17 protein-coding genes are annotated in these 22259 nt (G+C 64.2%); 3 read left to right on the top strand and 14 right to left on the bottom strand.

From position 1 onward, the window contains the following. The first annotated feature begins 94 nt into the window (after positions 1 to 94). Positions 95 to 1063, top strand: a complete 969-nt coding sequence (gene hemB, locus BLR71_RS02900; protein WP_175491609.1) for a porphobilinogen synthase — start codon at positions 95 to 97, stop codon at positions 1061 to 1063. A gap of 43 nt (positions 1064 to 1106) precedes the next feature. After that, on the top strand, positions 1107 to 3314 hold the full coding sequence (ppk1, locus tag BLR71_RS02895; RefSeq protein WP_092522970.1) for a polyphosphate kinase 1: 2208 nt from the start codon (positions 1107 to 1109) through the stop codon (positions 3312 to 3314). Positions 3315 to 3449: 135 nt separating this feature from the next. On the opposite strand, the gene BLR71_RS02890 is transcribed toward ppk1, so the two are convergent. The 6 genes from BLR71_RS02890 to rho all read right to left on the bottom strand — a co-directional run bounded on the left by BLR71_RS02890 (position 3450) and on the right by rho (position 9958). Next, the gene (locus BLR71_RS02890) at positions 3450 to 4610 is read right to left on the bottom strand and encodes a 3-deoxy-7-phosphoheptulonate synthase (RefSeq protein ID WP_092522968.1); all 1161 of its coding nucleotides are present in this window, start codon (positions 4608 to 4610) and stop codon (positions 3450 to 3452) included. A gap of 790 nt (positions 4611 to 5400) precedes the next feature. Further along, positions 5401 to 5526 carry a hypothetical protein gene (locus tag BLR71_RS17985; protein WP_281241746.1) on the bottom strand — a complete coding sequence of 42 codons (126 nt, stop codon included), beginning with the start codon at positions 5524 to 5526 and terminating at the stop codon, positions 5401 to 5403. Positions 5527 to 5562: 36 nt separating this feature from the next. After that, on the bottom strand, positions 5563 to 6276 hold the full coding sequence (folM, locus tag BLR71_RS02885; protein WP_092522967.1) for a dihydromonapterin reductase: 714 nt from the start codon (positions 6274 to 6276) through the stop codon (positions 5563 to 5565). After that, the gene (locus BLR71_RS02880) at positions 6273 to 7058 is read right to left on the bottom strand and encodes an NAD(P)H-flavin reductase (protein WP_092522965.1); all 786 of its coding nucleotides are present in this window, start codon (positions 7056 to 7058) and stop codon (positions 6273 to 6275) included. The genes folM and BLR71_RS02880 overlap by 4 nt, the downstream gene beginning before the upstream one ends. Positions 7059 to 7100: 42 nt before the next feature. Further along, a complete protein-coding gene (gene ubiD, locus BLR71_RS02875; RefSeq protein ID WP_092523556.1) occupies positions 7101 to 8594 on the bottom strand; it encodes a 4-hydroxy-3-polyprenylbenzoate decarboxylase in 1494 nt (497 codons plus the stop codon). Positions 8595 to 8698: 104 nt separating this feature from the next. After that, positions 8699 to 9958 (bottom strand): transcription termination factor Rho, encoded by a 1260-nt coding sequence (gene rho, locus BLR71_RS02870; RefSeq protein ID WP_092522964.1) that lies wholly within the window; start codon positions 9956 to 9958, stop codon positions 8699 to 8701. Between the two features lie 467 nt (positions 9959 to 10425). Here rho and ppx point away from each other — a divergent pair, with 467 nt between their 5' ends. Beyond that, complete coding sequence (gene ppx / locus BLR71_RS02865; RefSeq protein WP_092522962.1) at positions 10426 to 11982, top strand: exopolyphosphatase; 1557 nt, start codon at positions 10426 to 10428, stop codon at positions 11980 to 11982. Here the strand turns inward: ppx and tilS are convergent. From tilS to lpxD, 8 genes are all read right to left on the bottom strand, one after another. Beyond that, the gene (gene tilS / locus BLR71_RS02860) at positions 11979 to 13310 is read right to left on the bottom strand and encodes a tRNA lysidine(34) synthetase TilS (protein ID WP_092522959.1); all 1332 of its coding nucleotides are present in this window, start codon (positions 13308 to 13310) and stop codon (positions 11979 to 11981) included. The genes ppx and tilS overlap by 4 nt on opposite strands. A 54-nt stretch (positions 13311 to 13364) precedes the next feature. Next, positions 13365 to 14318 (bottom strand): acetyl-CoA carboxylase carboxyltransferase subunit alpha, encoded by a 954-nt coding sequence (locus BLR71_RS02855; protein WP_092523555.1) that lies wholly within the window; start codon positions 14316 to 14318, stop codon positions 13365 to 13367. Positions 14319 to 14466: 148 nt separating this feature from the next. Further along, positions 14467 to 17970: a DNA polymerase III subunit alpha gene (gene dnaE, locus BLR71_RS02850; protein ID WP_092522957.1), complete on the bottom strand. Its 3504-nt coding sequence runs from the start codon at positions 17968 to 17970 to the stop codon at positions 14467 to 14469. A gap of 133 nt (positions 17971 to 18103) precedes the next feature. After that, positions 18104 to 18718: a ribonuclease HII gene (gene rnhB, locus BLR71_RS02845; protein ID WP_092522955.1), complete on the bottom strand. Its 615-nt coding sequence runs from the start codon at positions 18716 to 18718 to the stop codon at positions 18104 to 18106. After that, positions 18711 to 19871: a lipid-A-disaccharide synthase gene (lpxB, locus tag BLR71_RS02840; protein ID WP_092522953.1), complete on the bottom strand. Its 1161-nt coding sequence runs from the start codon at positions 19869 to 19871 to the stop codon at positions 18711 to 18713. Before lpxB ends, rnhB begins: the two co-directional genes overlap by 8 nt. 3 nt (positions 19872 to 19874) lie before the next feature. Continuing rightward, entirely contained in the window at positions 19875 to 20642 is a 768-nt protein-coding gene (gene lpxA / locus BLR71_RS02835; protein ID WP_092522951.1) for an acyl-ACP--UDP-N-acetylglucosamine O-acyltransferase, read from the bottom strand. Next, complete coding sequence (gene fabZ / locus BLR71_RS02830) at positions 20639 to 21082, bottom strand: 3-hydroxyacyl-ACP dehydratase FabZ (protein WP_092522949.1); 444 nt, start codon at positions 21080 to 21082, stop codon at positions 20639 to 20641. Before fabZ ends, lpxA begins: the two co-directional genes overlap by 4 nt. A gap of 121 nt (positions 21083 to 21203) precedes the next feature. Beyond that, entirely contained in the window at positions 21204 to 22232 is a 1029-nt protein-coding gene (gene lpxD / locus BLR71_RS02825) for a UDP-3-O-(3-hydroxymyristoyl)glucosamine N-acyltransferase (protein WP_092522947.1), read from the bottom strand. Between the last annotated feature and the right edge of the window lie 27 nt (positions 22233 to 22259).

Genomic DNA, 22259 nt, shown 5'->3' with positions numbered 1-22259 from the left:
CTATCTGTTCCCAGATGACCAGGCGCCAATGGCGAGCCCTGATTGGAGATAGAGATTGAGCTTCACCATTCCTCGCCAGTATCCCGGTACCCGCATGCGTCGCATGCGCAAAGACGACTTCTCGCGCCGCCTGATGGCCGAGAATACCCTGACGGCTGCCGATCTGATCTGGCCAGTATTCGTGCTCGAGGGCAGCAACCGACGTGAAGCAGTTCCTTCTATGCCCGGAGTCGAGCGTCTATCGATCGATCTGTTGATCGAAGAAGCCCGTGAAGCGCAGGCATTGGGGATTCCGGCACTGGCACTCTTCCCGGTGATCGACCCAGAGCTCAAGAACGAGCTGGCCGAGGAGGCCTACAACGCCAACGGCCTGGTGCAGCGCTGCGTGCGTGAGCTCAAGGCGGCGTGTCCGGCGCTTGGCATCATCACCGATGTGGCGCTCGACCCTTATACCAGTCACGGCCAGGACGGCATCCTGGACGAAGCGGGCTACGTTCAGAATGACCGTACCGTCGAGGTCCTCATCAAGCAGGCCTTGTCGCATGCCGAGGCCGGTGCCGACGTGGTAGCGCCTTCGGACATGATGGATGGGCGCATTGGCGAGATTCGCCGAATCCTTGAACAGGAACGGCTACATAACACACGCATCATGGCCTACAGCGCCAAGTATGCCTCGCGCTATTACGGCCCCTTCCGCGATGCGGTGGGCTCGGCAGGCAACCTGGGCAAGGCGGACAAGAGCACCTACCAGATGGACCCGGCCAACGGCGATGAGGCCCTCCAGGAGGTAGCGATGGATCTTGCCGAAGGCGCCGATATGGTCATGATCAAGCCTGGCATGCCCTACCTGGACGTGGTTCGGCGGGTCAAGGACGAGCTACGTGTCCCGACCTATGCCTACCAAGTCAGCGGTGAATATGCCATGCACATGGCGGCCTTCGAACGTGGTTGGCTCGAGGATGATAGGGTCATTCTAGAATCACTAATGTGTTTCAAGCGCGCAGGGGCCGACGCCGTGCTGACCTACTTCGCCAAACGCGCGGCGCGACTGCTCGCACAATAACAGGGAGGGCGAGAGTGCCCTTCCTTGGCTTTCCGGAGGCAAGATGGAAGACTCTCGCACCCCTGATATCGGTAGCGCGCTGCCCGAGACAGCTTTCGACGAGAATAGCTCCGCCGAAGCGCCACCGCTGCGGGTCAACCGGACCCGCACCGGCATTCAGGCCAAGGTGGTGCCAGACCCCGAGGCCGACCTCAGCGACCCGCGCCTGTACTTCAATCGCGAACTGTCGCACCTCCAGTTCAACATTCGCGTGCTCGAGCAGGCCCTCGACCCATCGCACCCGCTGCTGAACCGGGTGATGTTCCTGCTGATATTCTCCTCCAACATGGACGAGTTCTTCGAGATTCGCGTCGCGGGCCTCAAGCACCAGTTGATGCTGGGCAACGACGATACCGGGGCTGACGGTCGTCTGCCCCGTTCTATCCTTGATGAAATTTCCCAGATCGCCCATGCCCAGGTCGAACGCCAGTACCAGATACTCAACGAACAGCTGATCCCGGCGCTGGAAGAAAAGGGCCTGCGTTTCCGTCGCCGAGACGACTGGAGCGAGGCCCAGGCCAACTGGGTCAAGGACTACTTCGAGGAAGAGATCGTGCCGGTGATCAGCCCCATCGGGCTGGACCCCTCCCACCCCTTCCCGCGGCTGGTCAACAAGAGCCTCAATTTCATCGTCGAGCTGGAAGGCAAGGATGCCTTCGGCCGTGAGGGGGGCTTGGCCATCCTGCCGGCACCGCGCTCGCTGCCGCGCGTGATCGCGCTGCCCGACGGACTCTGCGCCGAAGGTTTCACCGAGTATGTGTTCCTGTCCTCGATGATCCACGCCCATGCCCAGGAGGTCTTCCCGGGCATGAAGGTGCGCGGCTGCTATCAGTTCCGCCTGACCCGCAACGCCGACCTGGCCGTCGACCCGGAAGAGGTCTCCGACCTGGCCACGGCGCTACGCGGCGAGCTGCTGGCCCGGCGCTATGGCAGCGGCGTGCGACTGGAAGTCGCCGACAACTGCCCGGATGACCTCTCAGCCTTCCTGCTCAAGCAGTTCGAGCTCGAGGAAGCCGACTTGTACCGGGTCCACGGCCCGGTCAACCTGACGCGTATGATGGCGGTGCTGAGTGATATCGATCGCCCCGACCTCAGCTATCGTCCCTTTACGCCCGGCGTACCCAAGCCCCTCAACAAGAGCGGCAGCCTGTTCGACGCCATTAGTAGCCAGGACATCCTGCTCCACCATCCCTTCCAGTCCTTCAAGCCCATCGAGGACCTGCTCGCCGAAGCCGCTCGCGACCCGGCGGTACTGGCGATCAAGCAGACCCTTTATCGAACCGGTGCCGACTCCCCGATCGTCAGCGCCCTGGTGGAAGCGGCGCGTAACGGCAAGGAAGTCACGGTGGTGATCGAGCTACGGGCCCGCTTCGACGAGGCCGACAATCTGACCCTGGCCTCGAGGCTGCAGGAGGCCGGCGCCATCGTCATCTATGGCGTGATGGCCTATAAGACCCACGCCAAGATGATCCACATCGTGCGCCGCGAAAAGGGCGATCTTTGCTACTACGCGCATCTGGGGACGGGCAACTACCATTCCAAGACCGCCAAACTGTACACCGATTACAGCCTGCTAACCGCCAACCCGACGCTGTGCGAAGACGTCCACAAGGTCTTCCAGCAGCTCTCCGGCATGGGGCAGGCCCGCAAGATCGAAACGCTACTGCACGCGCCCTTCACCCTGCATCCCAAGATGGTGGAAATGATCGACCGGGAGGCCAAGAATGCCGAGAAAGGCAAGCGCGGCCACCTGATCATCAAGTGCAATTCGCTGACCGAACCGCAGCTGATCCGTGCGCTCTACCGCGCCTCGCAAGCAGGCGTCGAGTGCGACCTGATCATCCGCGGCATGTGCTGCCTGCGCCCCGGCATCCCGGGAATTTCCGACAACATACGGGTACGCTCGGTGATCGGACGCTTCCTCGAACACACCCGGGTGTTCTACTTCCACAATGGCGGCAAGCCAGAACTATGGGGCTCGAGCGCAGACTTCATGGCCCGCAACATGTTCCATCGGGTCGAGACCTGCTTCCCCTTCCTCGACAAGAAAATTGCCGCCCGAGTGCGTAAGGACCTGGAAACCTATCTGGTCGATAACTGCCAGAGCTGGCTCTTGCAGTCCGACGGCAGCTACATCAAGCAGGAAGTCGGCGATAGCGCGCCGATCAGCGTCCAGGAGACCCTGCTCTACGCTTACGCCACCAAGGCATAAGTCAGGCATAGGCAATGCAAGGCAGCATCACCCCAAAGGCGGATGCCTTGCACCGACACAAGAACGCCGGGCCTGGGCCCGGCGTTCTTGTGTCTGGCGTCTCTCCAGGATGTTGCGTCAACACACTGAGACGAATCAGGCGTCCCGCAACCGCTCGGCAGCCGTCACCAGCAAATGTTCGGTGGTCTCCCAGCCCAGGCAGGCATCGGTTACCGAGACGCCGTAGCGCAGCGCGCCGGGCTTCAAGGGCTGTTTGCCTTCGTGAAGATGGCTCTCCAGCATCACCCCGACCAGGCCGGTATCGCCGGCCAGGCGCTGGCCCAGCACATCGAGCAGCACCTCGCCCTGACGCCGATGGTCCTTGCGCGAATTGGCATGACTGCAGTCGACCATGATCCGAGGCGCCAGCCCCGCCTCCTGCAGCGCCCGACGACAGGCGGCCACTTCCGGCGCCCGGAAATTGGGCTCGCCATGCCCGCCACGCAGCACGACGTGGGTATGAGGGTTCCCCGGCGTACGGCGCATCACCGGGCGGCCATCGGCGGCGATGGCTGGGTGATGGTGCGGGTGGGCACTGGCGCGAATGGCATCGATGGCCACCTGAACGCCGCCATCGGTGCCGTTCTTGAAGCCGACCACGGCGCCGAGGCCGCTGGCCAGTTCACGGTGGATCTGGGATTCGGTGGTGCGCGCGCCGATCGCCGTCCAGGCCAGCAGGTCATCGAGGTAGGGCGCCAGCATCGGCTGCAGAAGCTCGGTGGCGACCGGCAGGCCCAATGCCACGATTTCGCGCATCAGCGACCGAGATAGGGTCAGGCCAGTGGCCATGTCGTCGGCGCCCTCGAGGCCAGGGTCGTAGGCGAGCCCCTTCCAGCCCACGGTGGTGCGCGGCTTCTCGACATAGACCCGCATCACCAGCAGCAGGCGGTCTTCGAGCTGATGGGCCAAGGCCGCAAGTCTCTCGGCATAATCACGGGCGGCCTTGGGATCATGGATCGAGCAGGGGCCCACCACGACCAGCAGGCGATCGTCGCGGCCGTCGAGAATGGCGCGAATGGCCTCGCGCTGACCCTCGACTCGCTCGGCCAAGGCCGGCGACAGCGGCAGCTCGTGGCGCAGCTCAGCGGGGGTTGGCAGGGCACTTTCCGCGTGTGTAGGGGCCGGCGCGGCCTCAGCGCGAGTATCGACTACCTGAGCTGAGGCGGCGGCACGCGGGCTGTCTTCGGGAGTACCGGCACCGGTTTCGATGGCGGCGGTGTCAGCAAGGGTATCTAGGGCAGAAAGACTGGCATTCATGGGGTAAGGCTCCGGCTAGGCGATTGGCGTCGAGTCGTGAGGCCACCAAGGGCATGCCGGTCGGAGGTGGCGGATTGTGCCGACCTGGCATCGCTAAATCGCCAATAGCCATACGCGCTCGGGTAGCGGGGCGATAGGGTCATGGCAAAAGCTGAATGGCGGTCGAACATCGCGTCTCTTCCTTGTGGGCCTGAGGCCCTGTATGTGAGGTCAAAGCATCCAGAAACGAAAACCCCCGGTCGGGTTGCCGACCGGGGGTCTCAAGACATCGGAGGCAACCCTGAGTGGGGCGTACCTCGTGGCGTGGGTCAGTGAGACCTGGCCACCGGCACGCCGGCGCTAAACCAATAGCTCCAGAACCCTTGCCAAGCGCCGGTCTCAAGCCCGCCCACAGGCTGGTACGCCATGCCGCGCGCCTCGCCCGGGAGGGCGATGCGAGCAGTATTGGGTTCAAGCGTGGAATGGGTCATGGGATGTCGGCTGTCTGCTTTGGGTTCGGGTCAAGGTGCCGGGTAACTGCGTTTCTAAAAACTGTATTACTGATGACGGTGTTGCTAATGACGAAGTTTCATCCTACACACCCTGACGGACTTGGCAAGCCCGTCAGAGGGGATACGGGCCTGTGTCGACAGGCTATGCCATAAGCCTGAGGACCACGTCGGCCGCTTTCAGGCTCCGTCTCACCGACAGCGCCTGGATGCCTGGCGTCAGCGCTCGGCCCAAAGCGCTCTAAGCCGAAGCACTCTCAGCCAAAGCGCTCTCAGGCAAAGTACTCTCAGCCGAAGTGCTCTCAACCAAAGTACTGGGCCCAGGCGATGGTTGCCGGCAGGCCGGCCATGCCGACCAGCACGACGACCCCGAGAAACAGGGTCAGAAACCCCGAGTCGTCTTTGAAGTTAGGATCATGCTCAGCCATGCGTGACCTCAAGGGGCGTCAGCCGATAGTCAGAGTCTAGCGCAGGTGTCGCCCACCATCGACCGGCAGGGTCACGCCGGTAACGAAGCGATTATCGAGCAGATAGCGCAGGCTCTCATAGATCACCCCAGGGCCAGGGATCATCTGCATGGCCGACTTGGCCCTGGCCTTTTCGGCGTAGGCCTCATCGTCACCCTCGTTGAGCATGATCATCGCCGGCGCAATGGCGTTGACCTGGATGCGCGGCGCGTACATGGCGGCGAATGACAGCGTCAGGTTGTCGAGCCCGGCCTTGGTCGCCGCATAGGCGGCGTGCTTCTTCGAGCCCTTGACCGCCACATAGTCGGTCATGTGCACAATGTCGGCTAGCGGCTCGTCCCCCGCCTCGAGCAGCGCCTGCGCATGCAGATTGATCAGGTACGGCGCCTGCATATGGACCCGAAACAGACGCTCGAAACTGGCACCGGCATCGTCGCCGCGGCTATCCGGCGCCCAGTCGCTGGCGTTGTGGACGATCGCCCGCAGCGCAGGCGTCGTGGCCTTGAGCCTTGCGATGAAGTCGAGAATGCCGGCTTCGCTGGAGAAATCCGCGGCCAGAGTGACGATACCCTTCTCGCGCAGGGCCTCGAGTTCGGGACGCTCGCGACGGTAGCTGATGATGACCGGGTGGCCGTCATCGATCAGGCGCTCGGCACAGTGACGGCCCAGCCGCTGCGCCCCGCCGGTGATCAGGATCGGCGCGCTGCTCATGCTCCGTCGGCCCTCACCAGGCTGCCCACGGTGGGCACCAAGGGATCACGCGGCGCATAGGCGAAGACATCCGAGAACACGCGCGTGGGTTCGAGCCCCAGTGAGGCCAGCACATCGACGCAGGCATAAACCATGCCCGGCGACCCCGAAAGATAAACGTCGTGGCCCGAGACATCGACATCGTCCAGGGCCTCCCCCAGGGCGGCGTCGATACGACCGGCATGCCCGTGGATACGTTGATCGACAAAGTCGTCGCTCATGCCCTGCTCGCTGACCCCATGGAAGGTCAGGTTCGGGTAGCGGGCGACCCACTCCCGGGCCAGGCTCTCCAGATAGAACTCGCGACGCTCCTTGGCCGCCCACCACAGGTCAATCTCGCGCTCGGGGTCAGCGTGCAGCGCCGCCTCGATGATCGCCTTCATCTGCGCGAAGCCGGTGCCGGCGGCCACCAGCAGCAAGGGGCGGCGGCTGTCGGGATCCAGCACACAGTCGCCGCTTGGCAGGCGCAGCGTCAGGTTCGCGGCGTGCTGCATGAGCTCACGCAGACGCGCCGAATTGGAGCGCTCGGGCCAGTGCTGGATATGCAGTTCGAGTGAGCCGTCGCCGGCATGAGCATTGGCGATCGAGAACGGCACCCAGGTCTCGTCGTCCAGCGCCAGCTCCAGGTACTGGCCCGGAGCATGTGCCATGGCCTCGGGGCGCCCTTCCAGGCGTACCCGAAAGACATCGGGATTGAGATCCTCCACCGCCGTCACTTGGCAGGTCAGAGTCCTTGCGGTCATAAGCGCCTCTCGTTGTCAGGAGCATGGGCGTAGTTAGAAGCGTCAGGAGCGTGGCGCGGGGCCCGCCGGCAGGGTGATCCCGAGCTCGGCCCAGCGATCATCGACCCGCGACTTGATGGCCGCGTCCATGACGATCGGCTCGCCCCATTCGCGGTCGGTCTCGCCCGGCCACTTGTTGGTCGCATCCAGGCCCATCTTGGAGCCGAGTCCGGCACTGGGCGAAGCAAAGTCCAGATAGTCGATGGGCGTGTTCTCGACCATCACCGTATCACGGGCCGGGTCCATGCGAGTGGTGATGGCCCAGATCACGTCTTCCCAGTTGCGGGCATCGACGTCGTCATCGAGAACCACCACGAACTTGGTGTACATGAACTGGCGCAGGAAGCTCCACACCCCCATCATCACCCGCTTGGCATGGCCCGGGTACTGCTTCTTCATCGTCACCACCGCCATGCGGTAAGAGCAACCCTCCGGCGGCAGATAGAAGTCGACGATTTCCGGAAACTGCTTGCGCAGGATCGGCACGAAGACCTCGTTGAGGGCGAGGCCCAGGATCGCGGGCTCGTCGGGCGGCCGACCGGTATAGGTCGAATGATAAATAGGGTCGCGGCGATGGGTGATGCGCTCGACGGTGAAGACCGGGAAATGCTCGACTTCGTTGTAATAGCCGGTGTGATCGCCGTAAGGGCCCTCGGGTGCCATGTCGTCGGGATAGATGAAGCCTTCGAGAATAATCTCGCTGGAGGCCGGCACATTCAGGTCAGCATGGCCGCACTTGACCAGCTCGGTGCGCGACCCCCTGAGCAGCCCGGCGAAGGCGTACTCGGAGAGCGTGTCCGGCACCGGAGTCACCGCGCCGAGGATGGTCGCCGGATCGGCCCCCAACGCCACCGCCACCGGGAAGGGCTCGCCGGGATGCGCCCGCTGGAATTCCTGGAAATCCAGCGCGCCGCCGCGATGGGAAAGCCAGCGCATGATCAGGCGGTTCTTGGAGAGTTTCTGCTGGCGATAGATACCGAGATTCTGACGCTCCTTGTCGGGCCCCTTGGTGACCACCAGCGCCCAGGTGACCAGCGGCGCGGCATCGCCAGGCCAGCAGTGCTGGATGGGAATGCGGTCGAGATCCACCGCCTCGCCGTCGAGCACCACCTCCTGCACCGGCGCCTTGCGCAGGACCTTGGGCCCCATGCTCATCACCTGCTTGAAGATCGGCAGCTTCTCCCAGGCATCGCGAAAGCCCTTGGGGGGATCGGGTTCCTTGAGGAAGGCCAGCAGCTTGCCTACCTCGCGCAGGGCACTCACCGACTCCTGGCCCATGCCCAGGGCTACTCGCCGCGGCGTACCGAACAGATTGCCCAGCAGCGGCATGTCATGGCCCTTGACGTTCTCGAACAGGAGCGCCGGGCCGCCGGCCTTGAGCGTGCGGTCACAGATCTCGGTGATCTCGAGGTAAGGGTCCACCTCGGCGGTCACCCGCTGGAGTTCTCCCTGCGCTTCCAGGGCGGCGATAAACTCACGCAAGTCTTTATACTTCATGCGGTTGTTGCGCTCCCAAAACGACAAAAGGGGCAGCATAGCATGCCGCCCCTCGGACTCATTAGCGATTCAGGCCCAGCCGTCGCCGGGCCTGACGACTGGCTTCAGCGCCGCTTCATTGCCTCGAAAAACTCGAGGTTGGTCTTGGTGTCCTTCAGGCGATCGATCAGGAACTCGGTGGCCGCCACGTCGTCCATCGGGTTGAGCAGCTTGCGCAGGATCCACATGCGCTGCATTTCATCCTCGGAGGCGATCAGATCCTCGCGGCGGGTACCACTGCGACGAATGTTCATCGCCGGATAGACCCGTTTCTCGGCCAGCTTGCGGTCGAGGTGGGCTTCCATGTTACCGGTCCCCTTGAACTCCTCGAAGATCACCTCGTCCATCTTGGAGCCGGTGTCGACCAGCGCGGTGGCGAGGATGGTCAGGCTGCCACCTTCCTCGATGTTGCGCGCGGCACCGAAGAAGCGCTTGGGCTTCTCGAGGGCGTGGGCATCGACACCGCCGGTCAGCACCTTGCCGGAAGACGGCACCACGGTGTTGTAGGCGCGGGCCAGACGGGTGATGGAGTCCAGCAGGATCACCACGTCCTTCTTGTGCTCGACCAGGCGCTTGGCCTTCTCGATCACCATCTCGGCGACCTGCACGTGGCGTGCCGGCGGCTCATCGAAGGTAGAGGCCACGACCTCGCCACGCACGGTGCGGGACATTTCGGTCACCTCTTCCGGACGCTCGTCGATCAGCAGCACGATCAGGTGGCACTCGGGGTTGTTACGCGTGATCGAGGTCGCGATGTTCTGCAGCATCAGCGTCTTACCCGCCTTGGGAGGCGAGACGATCAGGCCGCGCTGGCCTTTGCCGATGGGGGCCGTCAGGTCGATGATGCGCGACGTCAGATCCTCGGTGGAACCGTTGCCGATCTCCATCACCATGCGTTCCTGAGGGAACAGCGGAGTGAGGTTCTCGAACAGGATCTTGTGCTTGGCGTTTTCCGGCCGGTCGAAATTGATCTCGTTGACCTTCAACAGGGCGAAATAACGCTCACCTTCCTTGGGTGGACGAATCTTGCCGGCAATCGAATCACCCTTGCGCAGGTTGAAACGACGAATTTGAGACGGCGAGACGTAGATGTCATCGGGACCGGCGAGATAGGAAGAGTCGGCGCTGCGCAGAAAGCCGAAGCCATCCTGGAGAATCTCCAGTACACCATCGCCATAGATGTCCTCGCCGCTCTTGGCGTGCTTCTTGAGGATGGCAAAGATAATGTCCTGCTTGCGCGAGCGGGCCAGATTATCGATCCCCATTTCTTGGGCGATATCCAGCAGTTCCGGCACGGTCTTTTGCTTGAGTTCGGTAAGATTCATCGGTTTGATCAGAAATAGCTCGTGTCAGCGTGGCAACGAAGCCGGAAAACGACAGGAGGCGGTGACGATGCGCCGCGTGGTGCGTTCAGAGCCCTGGGACATCCACTCTCGAGATATGATCAGCCGACCGCTGCTTGCGGGGAAGCCATGGACGATATCGAACTAAGAGGGAAGCGCTGTTCATGTAGCCGTATTCGTGTCGCCTGAATAGCTAGTCATGATGGCGAAGCGTCATCGTAAGGAATCAGCGGGCTGACTGACGACTTGGAGTTTGACCGCGGCGTGAGATGCCGTTTAGCGGTCACCGTGAAGCAGTCGGGAAGTATTCGGAACAGGCGAACGACTCGATGGTAGTCAAGCGAATCGGCAAACGCAAGCCCCAGTAACGCTTCGCCACCATGGCGGCGATTGACAACCCCCGGGGCGGACCGCAACCTTGGGGCCAAGTGACACCGAGGAACCTTTTCATGAACAACTCTCCGGGCTTCGGCGACACGCCTGACGATCCCCAAGCGCCCCAGCGTCTGGCGGCCATCGACCTTGGCTCCAACAGTTTTCATCTGCTGGTCGCCAATAACGTCGACGGTCAGTTGCAGGTCGTGGCCAAGCTCGGTGAGAAGGTCCAACTGGGCGCGGGTCTCGATGACGAAGGCGCCCTGAGCGAAGACGCCATGCAGCGCGCCCTGGACTGCCTGGCCCGCTTCGCGCCCTTTCTCGAGGAAACGCCCAACACTCAGCTCAGGGTGGTGGGCACCAACGCGCTGCGCGCGGCGACCAACAGCCAGGTGCTGATCGAACGCGCCGAGGCATTGCTCGGCCATGAGATCGAGATCATCGCCGGGCGCGAGGAAGCCCGCCTGATTTATCTGGGTGCGGCTCATGCCCTGGCCGAGGTTCACGGCCGGCGCCTGATCGTCGACATCGGCGGCGGCTCCACGGAGTTCATCATCGGCGAGAACTTCGAGCCCCTGGCGCTCGAGAGTCTGGAAATGGGCTGCGTGACCTTCACCAAACGCTTCTTCCCCGATGGCGACATCTCCGAGAAACGCTTTCGCAAGGCCGAGCTCGCCGCCCTCTCGGAGTTGGCCAACATTCGCCGTCCCTTCGAGGAGCTGGGCTGGGCCGACCCGGTCGGCTCCAGCGGCACCATCAAGGCCGCCGCGTCGGTGCTCGCCGCCAGTGGCCAGGCGCCCGATGGCATCATCGACCGCAAGAGCCTGGCCACCCTACGCAAGCGCCTGATCAAGATGAAGCGGCTCGACAAGGTCGCCATGGACGGGCTCAAGGAAGATCGCGCCAGCGTCTTCCCCGCCGGCATCGCGGTGCTATCGGCGGTCTTCGAGGCCTTCGGCCTCGAGCAGATGCGCTATTCCGACGGTGCCCTGCGCGAAGGGGTGCTCTACGACATGATCGGACGCAACACCGCCGAGGACTCCCGCTTGCAGACGCTCGACGGGCTGCGCCGGCGCTACCAGGTCGACGCCCGCCAGGCCGACCAGGTCGCCGCAAGCGCCAAGCAATGTCTGACGCAAGTGGTGCCCACCTGGCAGTTGAGCGCCAGCAACGCTCAGTTCCTCGACTGGGCGGCCCAGCTTCACGAGATCGGCCTTGCCATCTCCCACAGCCAGTTCCATCGCCACGGCGCCTATCTGCTGGCCAACTCCGACCTTGCCGGGCTGTCACGTCCCGAGCAGCAGGCCCTGGCATTCCTGGTGCGGGCCCACCGGCGCAAGTTCCCGGTCAAGGAGCTCGACGCCCTGCCCGCCGCGGTGCAACCGACGCTTAGCCGCCTGGCCCGGCTGCTGCGGCTGGCGGTGATTCTCAATCACTCCCGCCCGGAGCACCCGCCGACCGGCTTTCGCCTCGACGCCGATGGCGAGCAGCTGTCGCTGTCACTGAGCGCTGAACTCGCCGAGCAGGCGCTGCTGGTCAATGACCTGGAGCAGGAACAGGAATATCAGCGGGCCGCCGGCTTTACGCTGGCCATCGAAACCATGGATACCGCCGAGGTGTCGGCCAGCTAGCCGCTGGCGCCCGGCGCTGGCGATACGGTGCCCTCGCCCTCGGCCCAATAGCCCGCTGCACAGGCCACCACGCCTGGCTGCTGAGGGTCGAGGACCGCCGCCACCGTATCGCCATCCCACACCACCAGCAGGCCCTGTCGCCGCCAGGGCGGCAGGCTCGCTTCCTGCAAGAGCCGCTTGAGATCCCGCCGGCCGCGCTCGGCCAAGCGCAGCACCTCGCCGCCCTGACGCGCCCGCACCCGGTAGCGCGCACTCTCTCCAGAAAGGCCACCGGCGGGGCATCGCGCGAGTCGCAGCGCAAGCTCTCCCAGCGGCGTTTCCAGTACCGCCTGGCCATCCCAGTCGACCTGCCAGCCTGCTGGCAGGTCGGCCAAGGGGCGCTGCAGATAGAGACGCTCACGCCAGCAACGCGCCTCTGCGCCTGGCCAGCTGACCTGCACCTGGGCATCACGTCGCGCGGTAAGCTGCGCCTCGAGGGCCCGCAGGCGTGCTGTCGGCGGAGTGGGCAGCCCCAGGCGTTGGCAGGCGTAGCGAATCAACAGGCGCCGACGCGGCGCACTCAGCGCCTTGAGTGCCGGCAGCGCCAGCCGGCCGGGATCGTTGCCGCAGGCGGCCAGATCCAGCACCGCCAACTCCGCGAGCAGATCATCCGCCTCGCCGGCAAGGGTCGCGCTGCGGGCCAGGCTCGCCTCGGCGCGGGGCCAGCGAGACTCGAGCAGCGGCAGCACCCGCCGGCGAAGAAAGTTACGATCGAGCGCCTCATCCGCGTTGCTCGGGTCCTCGACCCAGGCGACGCCCAACGCCTTAGCGGCGTCCTCCAGGCGCATCCGCGGCACGTCACGCAGGGGGCGCGCAATACGACTCCCAGCCCAGCCACGCGCCCGGGGCATGGCCGCTAGCCCCCGTATCCCGCTGCCGCGCAGCGCGGCCAGCAACCAGGTCTCCGCCTGGTCGCGACGATGCTGGGCGAGCCACAGGGTGTCCCCGTCGCTAAGCCGGGCGGCGAAGGCACCATAGCGGGCCTGCCGGGCGGCACCTTCGAGCCCGCGACCGGCCGCCAGATCGACACTCACCCGCTCGATGAACAGCGGCACCCCCAAGCGGCCGCAGAGCCGGCGGCAGTGCCGCACGAACTCGGCCGATGCTGCCTGCAAGCCGTGGTCGACGTGCAAGGCATAAAGCGGACGGGGATGACGATGAGTCGCACGGGCGGCGAGCGTCAGCAGCAGGCTCGAGTCAAGCCCGCCCGAAAGGGCCACCCAAACGCAACGCCCCGGCGGGGTTTCCGCCAGGGCGTCATCGATTGACCTCTGCACATCCTCGAGCATCAGGCGTCCACCGCACTGAGAGGCCGCTTCAATAAAAGCGGCCTTTTTGATCGATCAGACCGGGGCGCCGTAGCTCATCAGGCGCGCATAGCGGCGCTCGAGCAGGGCATCGGTATCCATGCTCTGCAAACGATCGAGGCTCTCGACCAGCGAGGTCTTGATACGCTCAGAGGTTGCCGCCGGATGACGGTGGGCACCGCCCAACGGCTCCTTGATCAGGGTATCGACGAAGCCGAGTTCCTGCAGACGCTCGGCGGTGATGCCCATGGCGTGGGCCGCCTCGGAGGCACGCTCGGCGCTCTTCCACAGGATCGAGGCGCAGCCTTCCGGCGAGATGACCGAGTAGGTGGAGTACTGCAGCATCTGCAGTTCGTCGCAGACGCCGATGGCCAGTGCGCCACCGGAGCCACCTTCGCCGACCACGGTGGAGATGATCGGTGTCTTGAGCCGCGACATCACCGCCAGGTTGTAGGCGATGGCTTCCGACTGGCCGCGTTCCTCGGCATCGATGCCCGGATAGGCGCCGGGGGTGTCGATGAAGGTCAGCACTGGCATCTTGAAGCGCTCGGCCATCTCCATCAGGCGGCATGCCTTGCGATAGCCCTCGGGGCGCGGCATGCCAAAGTTGCGGCGCACCTTCTCCTTGACGTCGCGACCCTTCTGATGGCCGATGACCATCACCGGCTTGTCGTCGAGGCGCGCCACGCCGCCGACCAGCGCCGCATCATCGGCGAAATGACGATCGCCGTGCAGCTCGTCGAAGTCGGTAAAGACGTGCTCGAGATAGTCGAGGGTGTATGGGCGCTGCGGATGACGCGAGAGCTGGGACACCTGCCAGGCGGTAAGGTCTTTGAAGATCGACTCGGTGAGCTTCTTGCTCTTCTCCTGAAGCTTGGCGACCTCTTCGTTGATGTTGATCTTGCTGTCATTGCCGACGAGCCGCAGTTCCTCGATCTTCGCCTGCAACTCGGCAATGGGCTGTTCGAAATCCAGATAATTGGGGTTCATAGGCTTCAGCTTGTTAGCAATCGGGGCAGCCTGGAGGCCACGGCTGTCGCGGGAACGTTCAAAAGGAACTAGTGAAATATAGCCGCTCATTATCGCAGCTTGTCAGTCCGGCGCAAGGCACCTCCTCGCCTTGCGCCAACCAGCCGAGTCAGCGTCGGTACTTGAGGCGCACGCCGTCCTGGCCCTGAACGTCGCGCAGGGCGATCATCAGCTCGTCCGACGGCGCCACCTTCCACTCCTCGTCAAGCTCCAGCCAGCCGGAGGCCTCGGCATTGCGATACTTGAGGCGCACGGGCAGGCCATTGGCGTCACGGTAAGGCGTCAGGCTGTCCCGCAGGCTGTCGATCAGCTTCCCGTTGGCCTGGGCGCCATCAACGGCCAGCTCGACGGCTTGCCCGAAGCGGGCCCGGGCCTCGACCATCGGCGTGACCTCCTTGCCCCGCAGGCGCAGGCCGCCGGAATAATCATCGCTGGACACTTCGCCCTCGACGATCATCACCTGATCGGCCTCCAGGCGGCCCCGCAGGCGCTCGTAGAGATCGCCAAACAACGAGGCCTCGATACGCCCGGTGCGATCATCGAGGGTCACGAAGGCCATGGTGTCGCCGCGCTTGGACTTCATGGTGCGCATCGCCACCACCAGGCCAGCCACCCGCTGGGGCTCACGAGATGGCCGCAGTTCGCTGATGCGCGTCGAAACGAAGCGCGCAAGCTCCTGCTCATACTCGTCGATCGGATGTCCGGTGAGATAGAGACCCAGGGTGTCCTTCTCGCCGGCCAGGCGCTCCTTGTCGCTCCAGTCGCGCACGCCCCGGTAATCGGCATAGACGTCGCCCGCTTCGGGCTCGCTGAAGGCCTCGCCGAACATGTCCATCATGCCCTGGTTCTGGTTGGCCAGGTTCTGAGACGCCGCCTTCAGGGCCGCTTCCATGGAGGCCGTGAGCACCGCACGGGCCGCCCCCAGATTGTCGAGCGCCCCGGAGCGGATCAGCGCCTCGAGGGTCCGCTTGTTCATCCGCTTGGGATCGACCCGACGACAGAAGTCGAAGAGATCGCTGAAGGCCCCGCCCTCCTGGCGGGCCTCGACGATGGCACCGATCGGGCCCTCGCCGACGCCGCGAATGGCACCGAGACCGTAGACCACCCGGCCTTCGGTATCGACGGTGAACTTGTAGCCGCCGACGTTGACGTCCGGCGGGGTCACGGTCAGCCCCTGGTGGCGGCACTCCTCGATCAGCGGCACCACCTTGTCGAGGTTGTCCATCTCGGTGGACATCACCGCGGCCATGAAGGGCCCCGGGTAATGGGCCTTGAGCCAAGCGGTCTGGTAGGAGACCAGGGCGTAGGCCGCCGAGTGCGACTTGTTGAAGCCGTAGCCGGCGAACTTCTCCACCAGGTCGAAGATGTTACCGGCCAGATCCTTGTCGATGCCGTTTTCCGCACAGCCCTCCATGAAGCCGGCGCGCTGCTTGGCCATTTCCTCGGGCTTCTTCTTGCCCATGGCGCGGCGCAGCATGTCGGCCTGGCCCAGGGAGTAGCCGGCCATCACCTGGGCGATCTGCATCACCTGCTCTTGATAGAGGATGATGCCATAGGTGGGCCCGAGGACCGGCTTGAGGAGCTCGTGCTGATAGTCCGGGTGCGGGTAGGAAATCTCGGCCCGGCCGTGCTTACGGTTGATGAAGTCATCCACCATGCCCGACTGTAGCGGGCCGGGGCGGAACAACGCCACCAGGGCGATCATGTCCTCGAGGGAGTCCGGCAGCAGGCGCTTGATCAGCTCCTTCATGCCCCGGGATTCGAGCTGGAAGACCGCGGTGGTCTCGGCCTTCTTGAGCATGTCGAAGGTCGGGGCGTCGTCCAGCGGAATGGTGTCGATGTTCAGCGGGCCCTGCCCTTCCACGGCGCGCACCTTGTCGACCATCTCCAGCGCCCAGTCGATGATGGTAAGCGTGCGGAGGCCCAGGAAGTCGAACTTGACCAGCCCGGCCTCCTCGATGTCGTTCTTGTCGAACTGCACCACCAGGCCGTTGCCCTCCTCGTCGCACAGCAGCGGCGAGAAGTCGGTGAGTTTGGTCGGTGCAATCACTACGCCGCCGGCGTGCTTACCGGTACCGCGGGTAATGCCTTCGAGCCGCTGGGCCATCTCCCAGATCTCGGCGGCCTCCTCGTCGGCCTCGAGGTACTCGCGCAGCGGCTCCTCCTGCTCGTGGGCCTTCTCGAGGGTCATGCCGACCTCGAAGGGAATCAGTTTGGACAGCTTGTCGCCCAACGAGTAGGGCTTGCCCTGGGCACGGGCCACGTCGCGCACCACCGCCTTGGCGGCCATGGTGCCGAAGGTGACGATCTGCGAGACCGCGTCGCGGCCGTAGCGCTCGGCCACGTAGTCGATGACCCGGTCGCGCTTCTCCATGCAGAAGTCGACGTCGAAGTCGGGCATCGAGACACGCTCGGGGTTCAGGAAGCGCTCGAACAGCAGGTCATACTGAATCGGGTCGAGGTCGGTGATCTTCTGGGCATAGGCGACCAGCGAGCCGGCACCGGAGCCGCGGCCCGGCCCCACCGGCACGTTGTTGTCCTTGGCCCACTGAATGAAGTCCATCACGATCAGGAAGTAGCCGGGGAAGCCCATCTGCAGAATGATGTTGAGCTCGAAGTCGAGCCGCTCCCGGTAGCGCTGTTCGATGGGCGCCCAATCGTCACCGTCGCGGGGGTAACGCTCCCGCGGATAGAGGGCATCGAGGCGCTCGGTGAGGCCATCGTGGGAGACCTTGCGGAAGAATTCCTCCTGGGTCATGCCATCGGGAATCTCGAACTCGGGCAGAAATATCTCCCCCAGCCGCACGTCGACGTTGCAGCGCGCGGCGATCATCACGCTGTTCTCCAGCGCCTCGGGGATATCCGCGAACAGCTCGGCCATTTCCTGCGGGCTCTTGAGGTACTGCTCTTCGCTGTAGCGGCGCTCGCGACGCGGATCATCCAGCGCCTTGCCCTCGCCGATGGCGACCCGCGTCTCGTGGGCCCAGAAATCCTCGCGGGCCAGGAAGCGCACGTCATTGGTGGCCACCACCGGGGTGTTGGTCTCGCCGGCAAGCTCGACCGACAGGTGAAGGCATTCCTCCTCGAAGGGCCGCGAGGTGCGATTGAGTTCGAGATAAAAGCGCCCGGGGAAATACCGATTCCATTCCGCAAGCAGTGAGCGGGCGGTATCGCCATGCTCACTCAACAGGTGGCGGCCGATCTCGCCGTCGCGACCGCCAGAGAGCGCAATCAGCCCTTCGCTCTGGGCAAACACCCAGGCCTTGTCGAGAATCGCCCGCCCCTGCCGCTGGCCTTCCATCCACCCCTTCGAGATCAGTTCCGTGAGGTTGCGATAGCCGTCGCTATTCATGGCCAGCAGGGTCAGCCGGTACGGGTGCGCATCGTCATGGGGGTTGCTGAGCCACAGGTCGGCACCGATGATCGGCTTGAGCCCGGCGCCCTGAGCCGCCCGGTAGCCCTTCACCAAGCCAAACAGATTGGCCTCGTCGGTCATCGCCAGAGCCGGCATACCCGCCTGTGCCGTCTGCTTGACCAGCGGTTTGAGGCGCACCAGGCCGTCGACGAGGGAATACTCGGTATGCACGCGAAGGTGAACGAAAGAAGGGGTCATGGCGAACTCGTGGCTTGGCTATTTCAAAGGCAGTGTCGAGGGCGGTATCAGGAGCGATATCGAGGACGGCCCCGGCGAGCAACTCAAGAGCGTCGGACCGACGCGCCATGGCTGACACGGCAACGGCCGTCGACTAGATCAGGTCCAGCTGCTTCTTGACCGGCGCGAAGGAGCGACGGTGCTCGGGCAGCGGTCCCATGCGCTCCAGTGCCGCTAGGTGCTCCTTGGTCGGATAGCCCTTATGGCGGGCGAAACCGTAATCAGGATGCCGGGCATCCAGGGCCACCATCTGGGCATCCCGGGCCACCTTGGCCAGAATCGAGGCGGCGGCGATGGCCGGGTGGCGCGCATCGCCCTTGACCACGGGCTGGCCGGGCAGATGGTGACCCGGCAGGCGATTGCCGTCTACCAGCAGGTATTCGGCTGCTGGCGCCAGGCCATCGATGGCGCGTCGCATGGCCAGATGGGTGGCATGGTAGATGTTGAGTCGATCGACTTCCAGCGGCGAGGCCTCAGCGACGCAGTAGGCCAAGGCCCTCGCACGAACCTCGGCGTCCAGAGCCTCGCGGCGACGCGCGGTCAGCGTCTTGGAATCGTTCAACCCCTCGATGGGCCGATCGGGGTCGAGAATCACCGCGGCCGCAACGACCGCGCCGACCAGCGGGCCGCGGCCGACCTCGTCGACACCGGCCAGACGCTCGCCCTGGTAATCAATCACCAGCGGTGGCCATTGCACTTTCTCAGCCATGCTCAGCTACCTCGAGTACCGCTCTGGCCGCTCGCTCGCTGGCACCGCACTGCAGCGCTTCGTGCAGGGCCTTGAACCGCTCTTCGATCTGCCGGCGTTCGGCCTGCCGTTCAAGCATGGGCCACAGGGTGTCGGCCAACGCCTCGGAGGTCGCTGCCTCCTGAATCAATTCCGGCACGATGTCTTCCTGCGCAATGAGGTTGGGCAGCGAAATCCAGCGGGTCTTGACCAGTCGCTGCGCCATCCAGTGCGTAAGCCGGCCATGGCGATAGGCCACCACCATCGGCCGATGACAAAGCATGGCTTCCAGTGCGGCGGTGCCAGACGTCAACAGGACAGCGTCCGCAGCCGTCATGGCCGCCCAGGCCTCACCATCCAGCACCGTAAAACCGCCGGCCTGATCGATTCCCAATGCCGCCAGTTCATCCCGCCGCTGGGCATTGGCCGCCGGGATCACGACCTGCAATTCCGGGTCACGCTGTCGCAGCAGCGCAACCGCATCACGAAACGTGGGCGCATTGAACGCAATTTCCTGGCGACGAGAGCCGGGCAAGACGGCCAGCACCCGGGCCGCTTCGGGCAGTGCCAGCTGTTCTCGGGCCGCCTCGCGATCATCGTCCAGCGGCAACTCTTCCGCCAGAGGGTGACCGACAAAGGTAACCGGCACCTGATGGGCTTGGTAGAAGGAGGCTTCGAAGGGCAAAAACGTCAACATGCGATCAACGGCGGCCCGAATACCCTTGACCCGCCCCTGTCGCCAGGCCCAGACCGAGGGGCTGACGTAATGAACGGTTTTCATACCGGCGTCTCGCAACTGACGCGCCAGCCGCAAATTGAAATCAGGGTAGTCGATACCGACCATGATGTCGGCCTGCCAGGCGAGCGCGTCTTCTCTGAGCTGGCGCCGAAAGCCAAAGAGCGCCGGAAGGTGGCGAAGGACTTCCACCAGCCCCATGATGGCCAGCCGCTCGAGCGGAATCTGGCTCTCCAACCCTTCGCTGGCCATGCGCGGCCCGCCGACACCACGAAACTCGATGTCGGGATGCAGCGCCCTGAGCGCGCGCATCAAGCCTGCGCCCAGCAGATCACCGGAGAGCTCTCCGGCCACCAGGTAGACCCGCAGCGGGCGCTGCTCCTGAGAGGTGTCTGCCATGACCTAGCGCAGGATGCCGCGGGTGGAAACGCGGATGGAATCGGTGAAGATCTTGGTTTCGGGTAGCGCGTATTCGGCATCGATCGCGGCAAGCGCCTGGTCGACGGTCAGGCCTTTGCGATAGACCATCTTGTAGGACTCGGTAAGCGCCTTGATCGCCTCGCGGGAGACGCCGCGACGCTTGAGGCCCACCAGATTGAGGCCATGCGGCTGGGCCGGGTTGCCGTTGATCATCACATAGGCCGGTGTGTCCTTGGTGATGATCGAGCCACCGCCTGCCATGGCCTGAGTGCCGAAATGGCAGAACTGATGGATCGCCGACAAACCGCCGATGATCGCGGCATCGCCAAGCGTGACGTGGCCGGCAAGCGTCACCTGGTTGGCCAGGATGCAGTCGTTGCCGACCACACAGTCGTGGCCGACATGCACATAGGCCATGAACAGGTTACGGCTGCCGATAGTGGTTTCGCCGCGGTCCTGAACGGTACCGCGATGCAGGGTCACGCCCTCGCGAATGACGTTGTCGTCGCCCATGACCAGGCGCGTCGGCTCGCCGGCGTACTTCTTGTCCTGGCAGTCCTCGCCAACCGATGCGAACTGGAAGATGCGCGTGCGCTCACCGAGCACCGTCGGCCCCTTGACCACCACATGCGGGCCAATCACGCTTCCGGCGCCGATCTCGACGTCGGGGCCAATCACGCTGAACGGGCCCACTTCGACGTCCTCGGCGAGGCGCGCCTTTGGATCAACGATAGCAGTGGGATGTATCAAGCGACCTTCCTCTCGGCACAGATGATATCGGCCTCGCAGGCCACCTCGCCGTCAACGCTGGCGGTACACTGAAACTTCCAGATACCGCGCTTGGTACGGATCACGTTGGCTTCGAGGCGCAGCTGGTCGCCGGGCATCACCGGGCGCTTGAAGCGCACGTTGTCACTGCCTACGAGGTAATAGACGTAGCCATCGGCGGGCAACTTGTTGACGGTCTTGAAGCCCAGAATACCGCAGGCCTGAGCCAGCGCTTCGATGACCAGCACGCCCGGCATGATCGGATGATGCGGGAAATGGCCATTGAAGAACGGCTCGTTGATGCTGACATTCTTGTGGGCCACGATGCGCGCACCGTTTTCGAGTTCCATGACCCGGTCGACCAGCAGGAAGGGGTAGCGGTGGGGGAGATACTCACGGATCTCGTTGATGTCCATTACCATCGATGCGACCTCTGAAATGACAAAATGCTCAACCGGAGGCGAGCATGCTGGGGCGGCAGGGCCGCCGCCATGATTAGGGTGGGCGGATTATAGCGCTCGCCGGGGGCGACTCAACGTCTGGCTACTTCTTTTCCAGACGGGTCACCCGCTTGGCGAGCTCATCCAGCTGCTTGAAGCGCACCGCATTCTTGCGCCATAGAGCGTTGCGCATCGAACCGGTACCGGAAGAGTAGACCCCAGGCTCATGAATCGAGTTGGTGACCAGGCTCATGCCGGTGACCTGCACCCCATCACAGAGAGTCAGGTGGCCGGAGAGCCCGACACCGCCACCGAGCATGCAGTGGCGGCCCACCTTGGTGGAACCGGCAATGCCCACGCAGCCAGCCAGAGCGCTATGATCGCCGATCTGGACATTATGAGCGATCTGCACCTGACTATCGATCTTGACATCGTTACCGATCACGGTGTCACCGAGCGCGCCGCGGTCGATGCTGGAACAGCTGCCGACCTCGACATCGTTACCCAGCACCACGCCGCCGAGCTGGGCGATCTTGTGCCAGCGGCTGCCGTCGTGGGCGAAGCCGAAGCCGTCACCCCCGATCACGCAGTGGCTATTGAGCACTACCCGCTCGCCGACCACCACGCCGTGACAGACGCTGACGTGGGCGTGCAGCCGCGAGCCGGCACCGATCACGCTGTCAGCCCCGACCACGCTCCCCGGGCCGATGACCACGTCATCGCCGATCACCGCACCGTCTTCGATCACCACCTGGGGGCCGATCTCGACGTTGTCACCGAGCTTGGCGCTCTCGGCGATCACCGCTGAGGCGTGCACCCCCGGCCGATACCTCGCGGCCAGGGGGTCGAACAGGCGTGACAGCTCGGCATATCCCAGATAGGGATTGTCGAGGGTGAGACAGGCCGTGGGGCACTCCTCGGCATGATCCGGGTGCAGAAGCACCGCTGCCGCCTTCGTGGCGGGCAGATACTTCAGATAGGCCCGGTTGGCGAGGAAAGTCAGCTCGTGAGGACCGGCATCGCTCAGCGTCGCCAATCCGCTCACGGTGCGCTGGCCATCGCCGATCACACGCGCATTCAGGCGATCGGCGAGCTCATCGAGGGTATAAGTGGGATATTGGACGATTGTCATGGACGCAGGTCATCGCGGACGGCGCGC

The sequence above is a fragment of the Onishia taeanensis genome, from assembly GCF_900100755.1.
Classification (GTDB): domain Bacteria; phylum Pseudomonadota; class Gammaproteobacteria; order Pseudomonadales; family Halomonadaceae; genus Onishia; species Onishia taeanensis.
The sequence above is the reverse complement of the archived record's forward strand: the minus strand, read 5'-3'. Positions and strand labels throughout refer to the sequence as shown.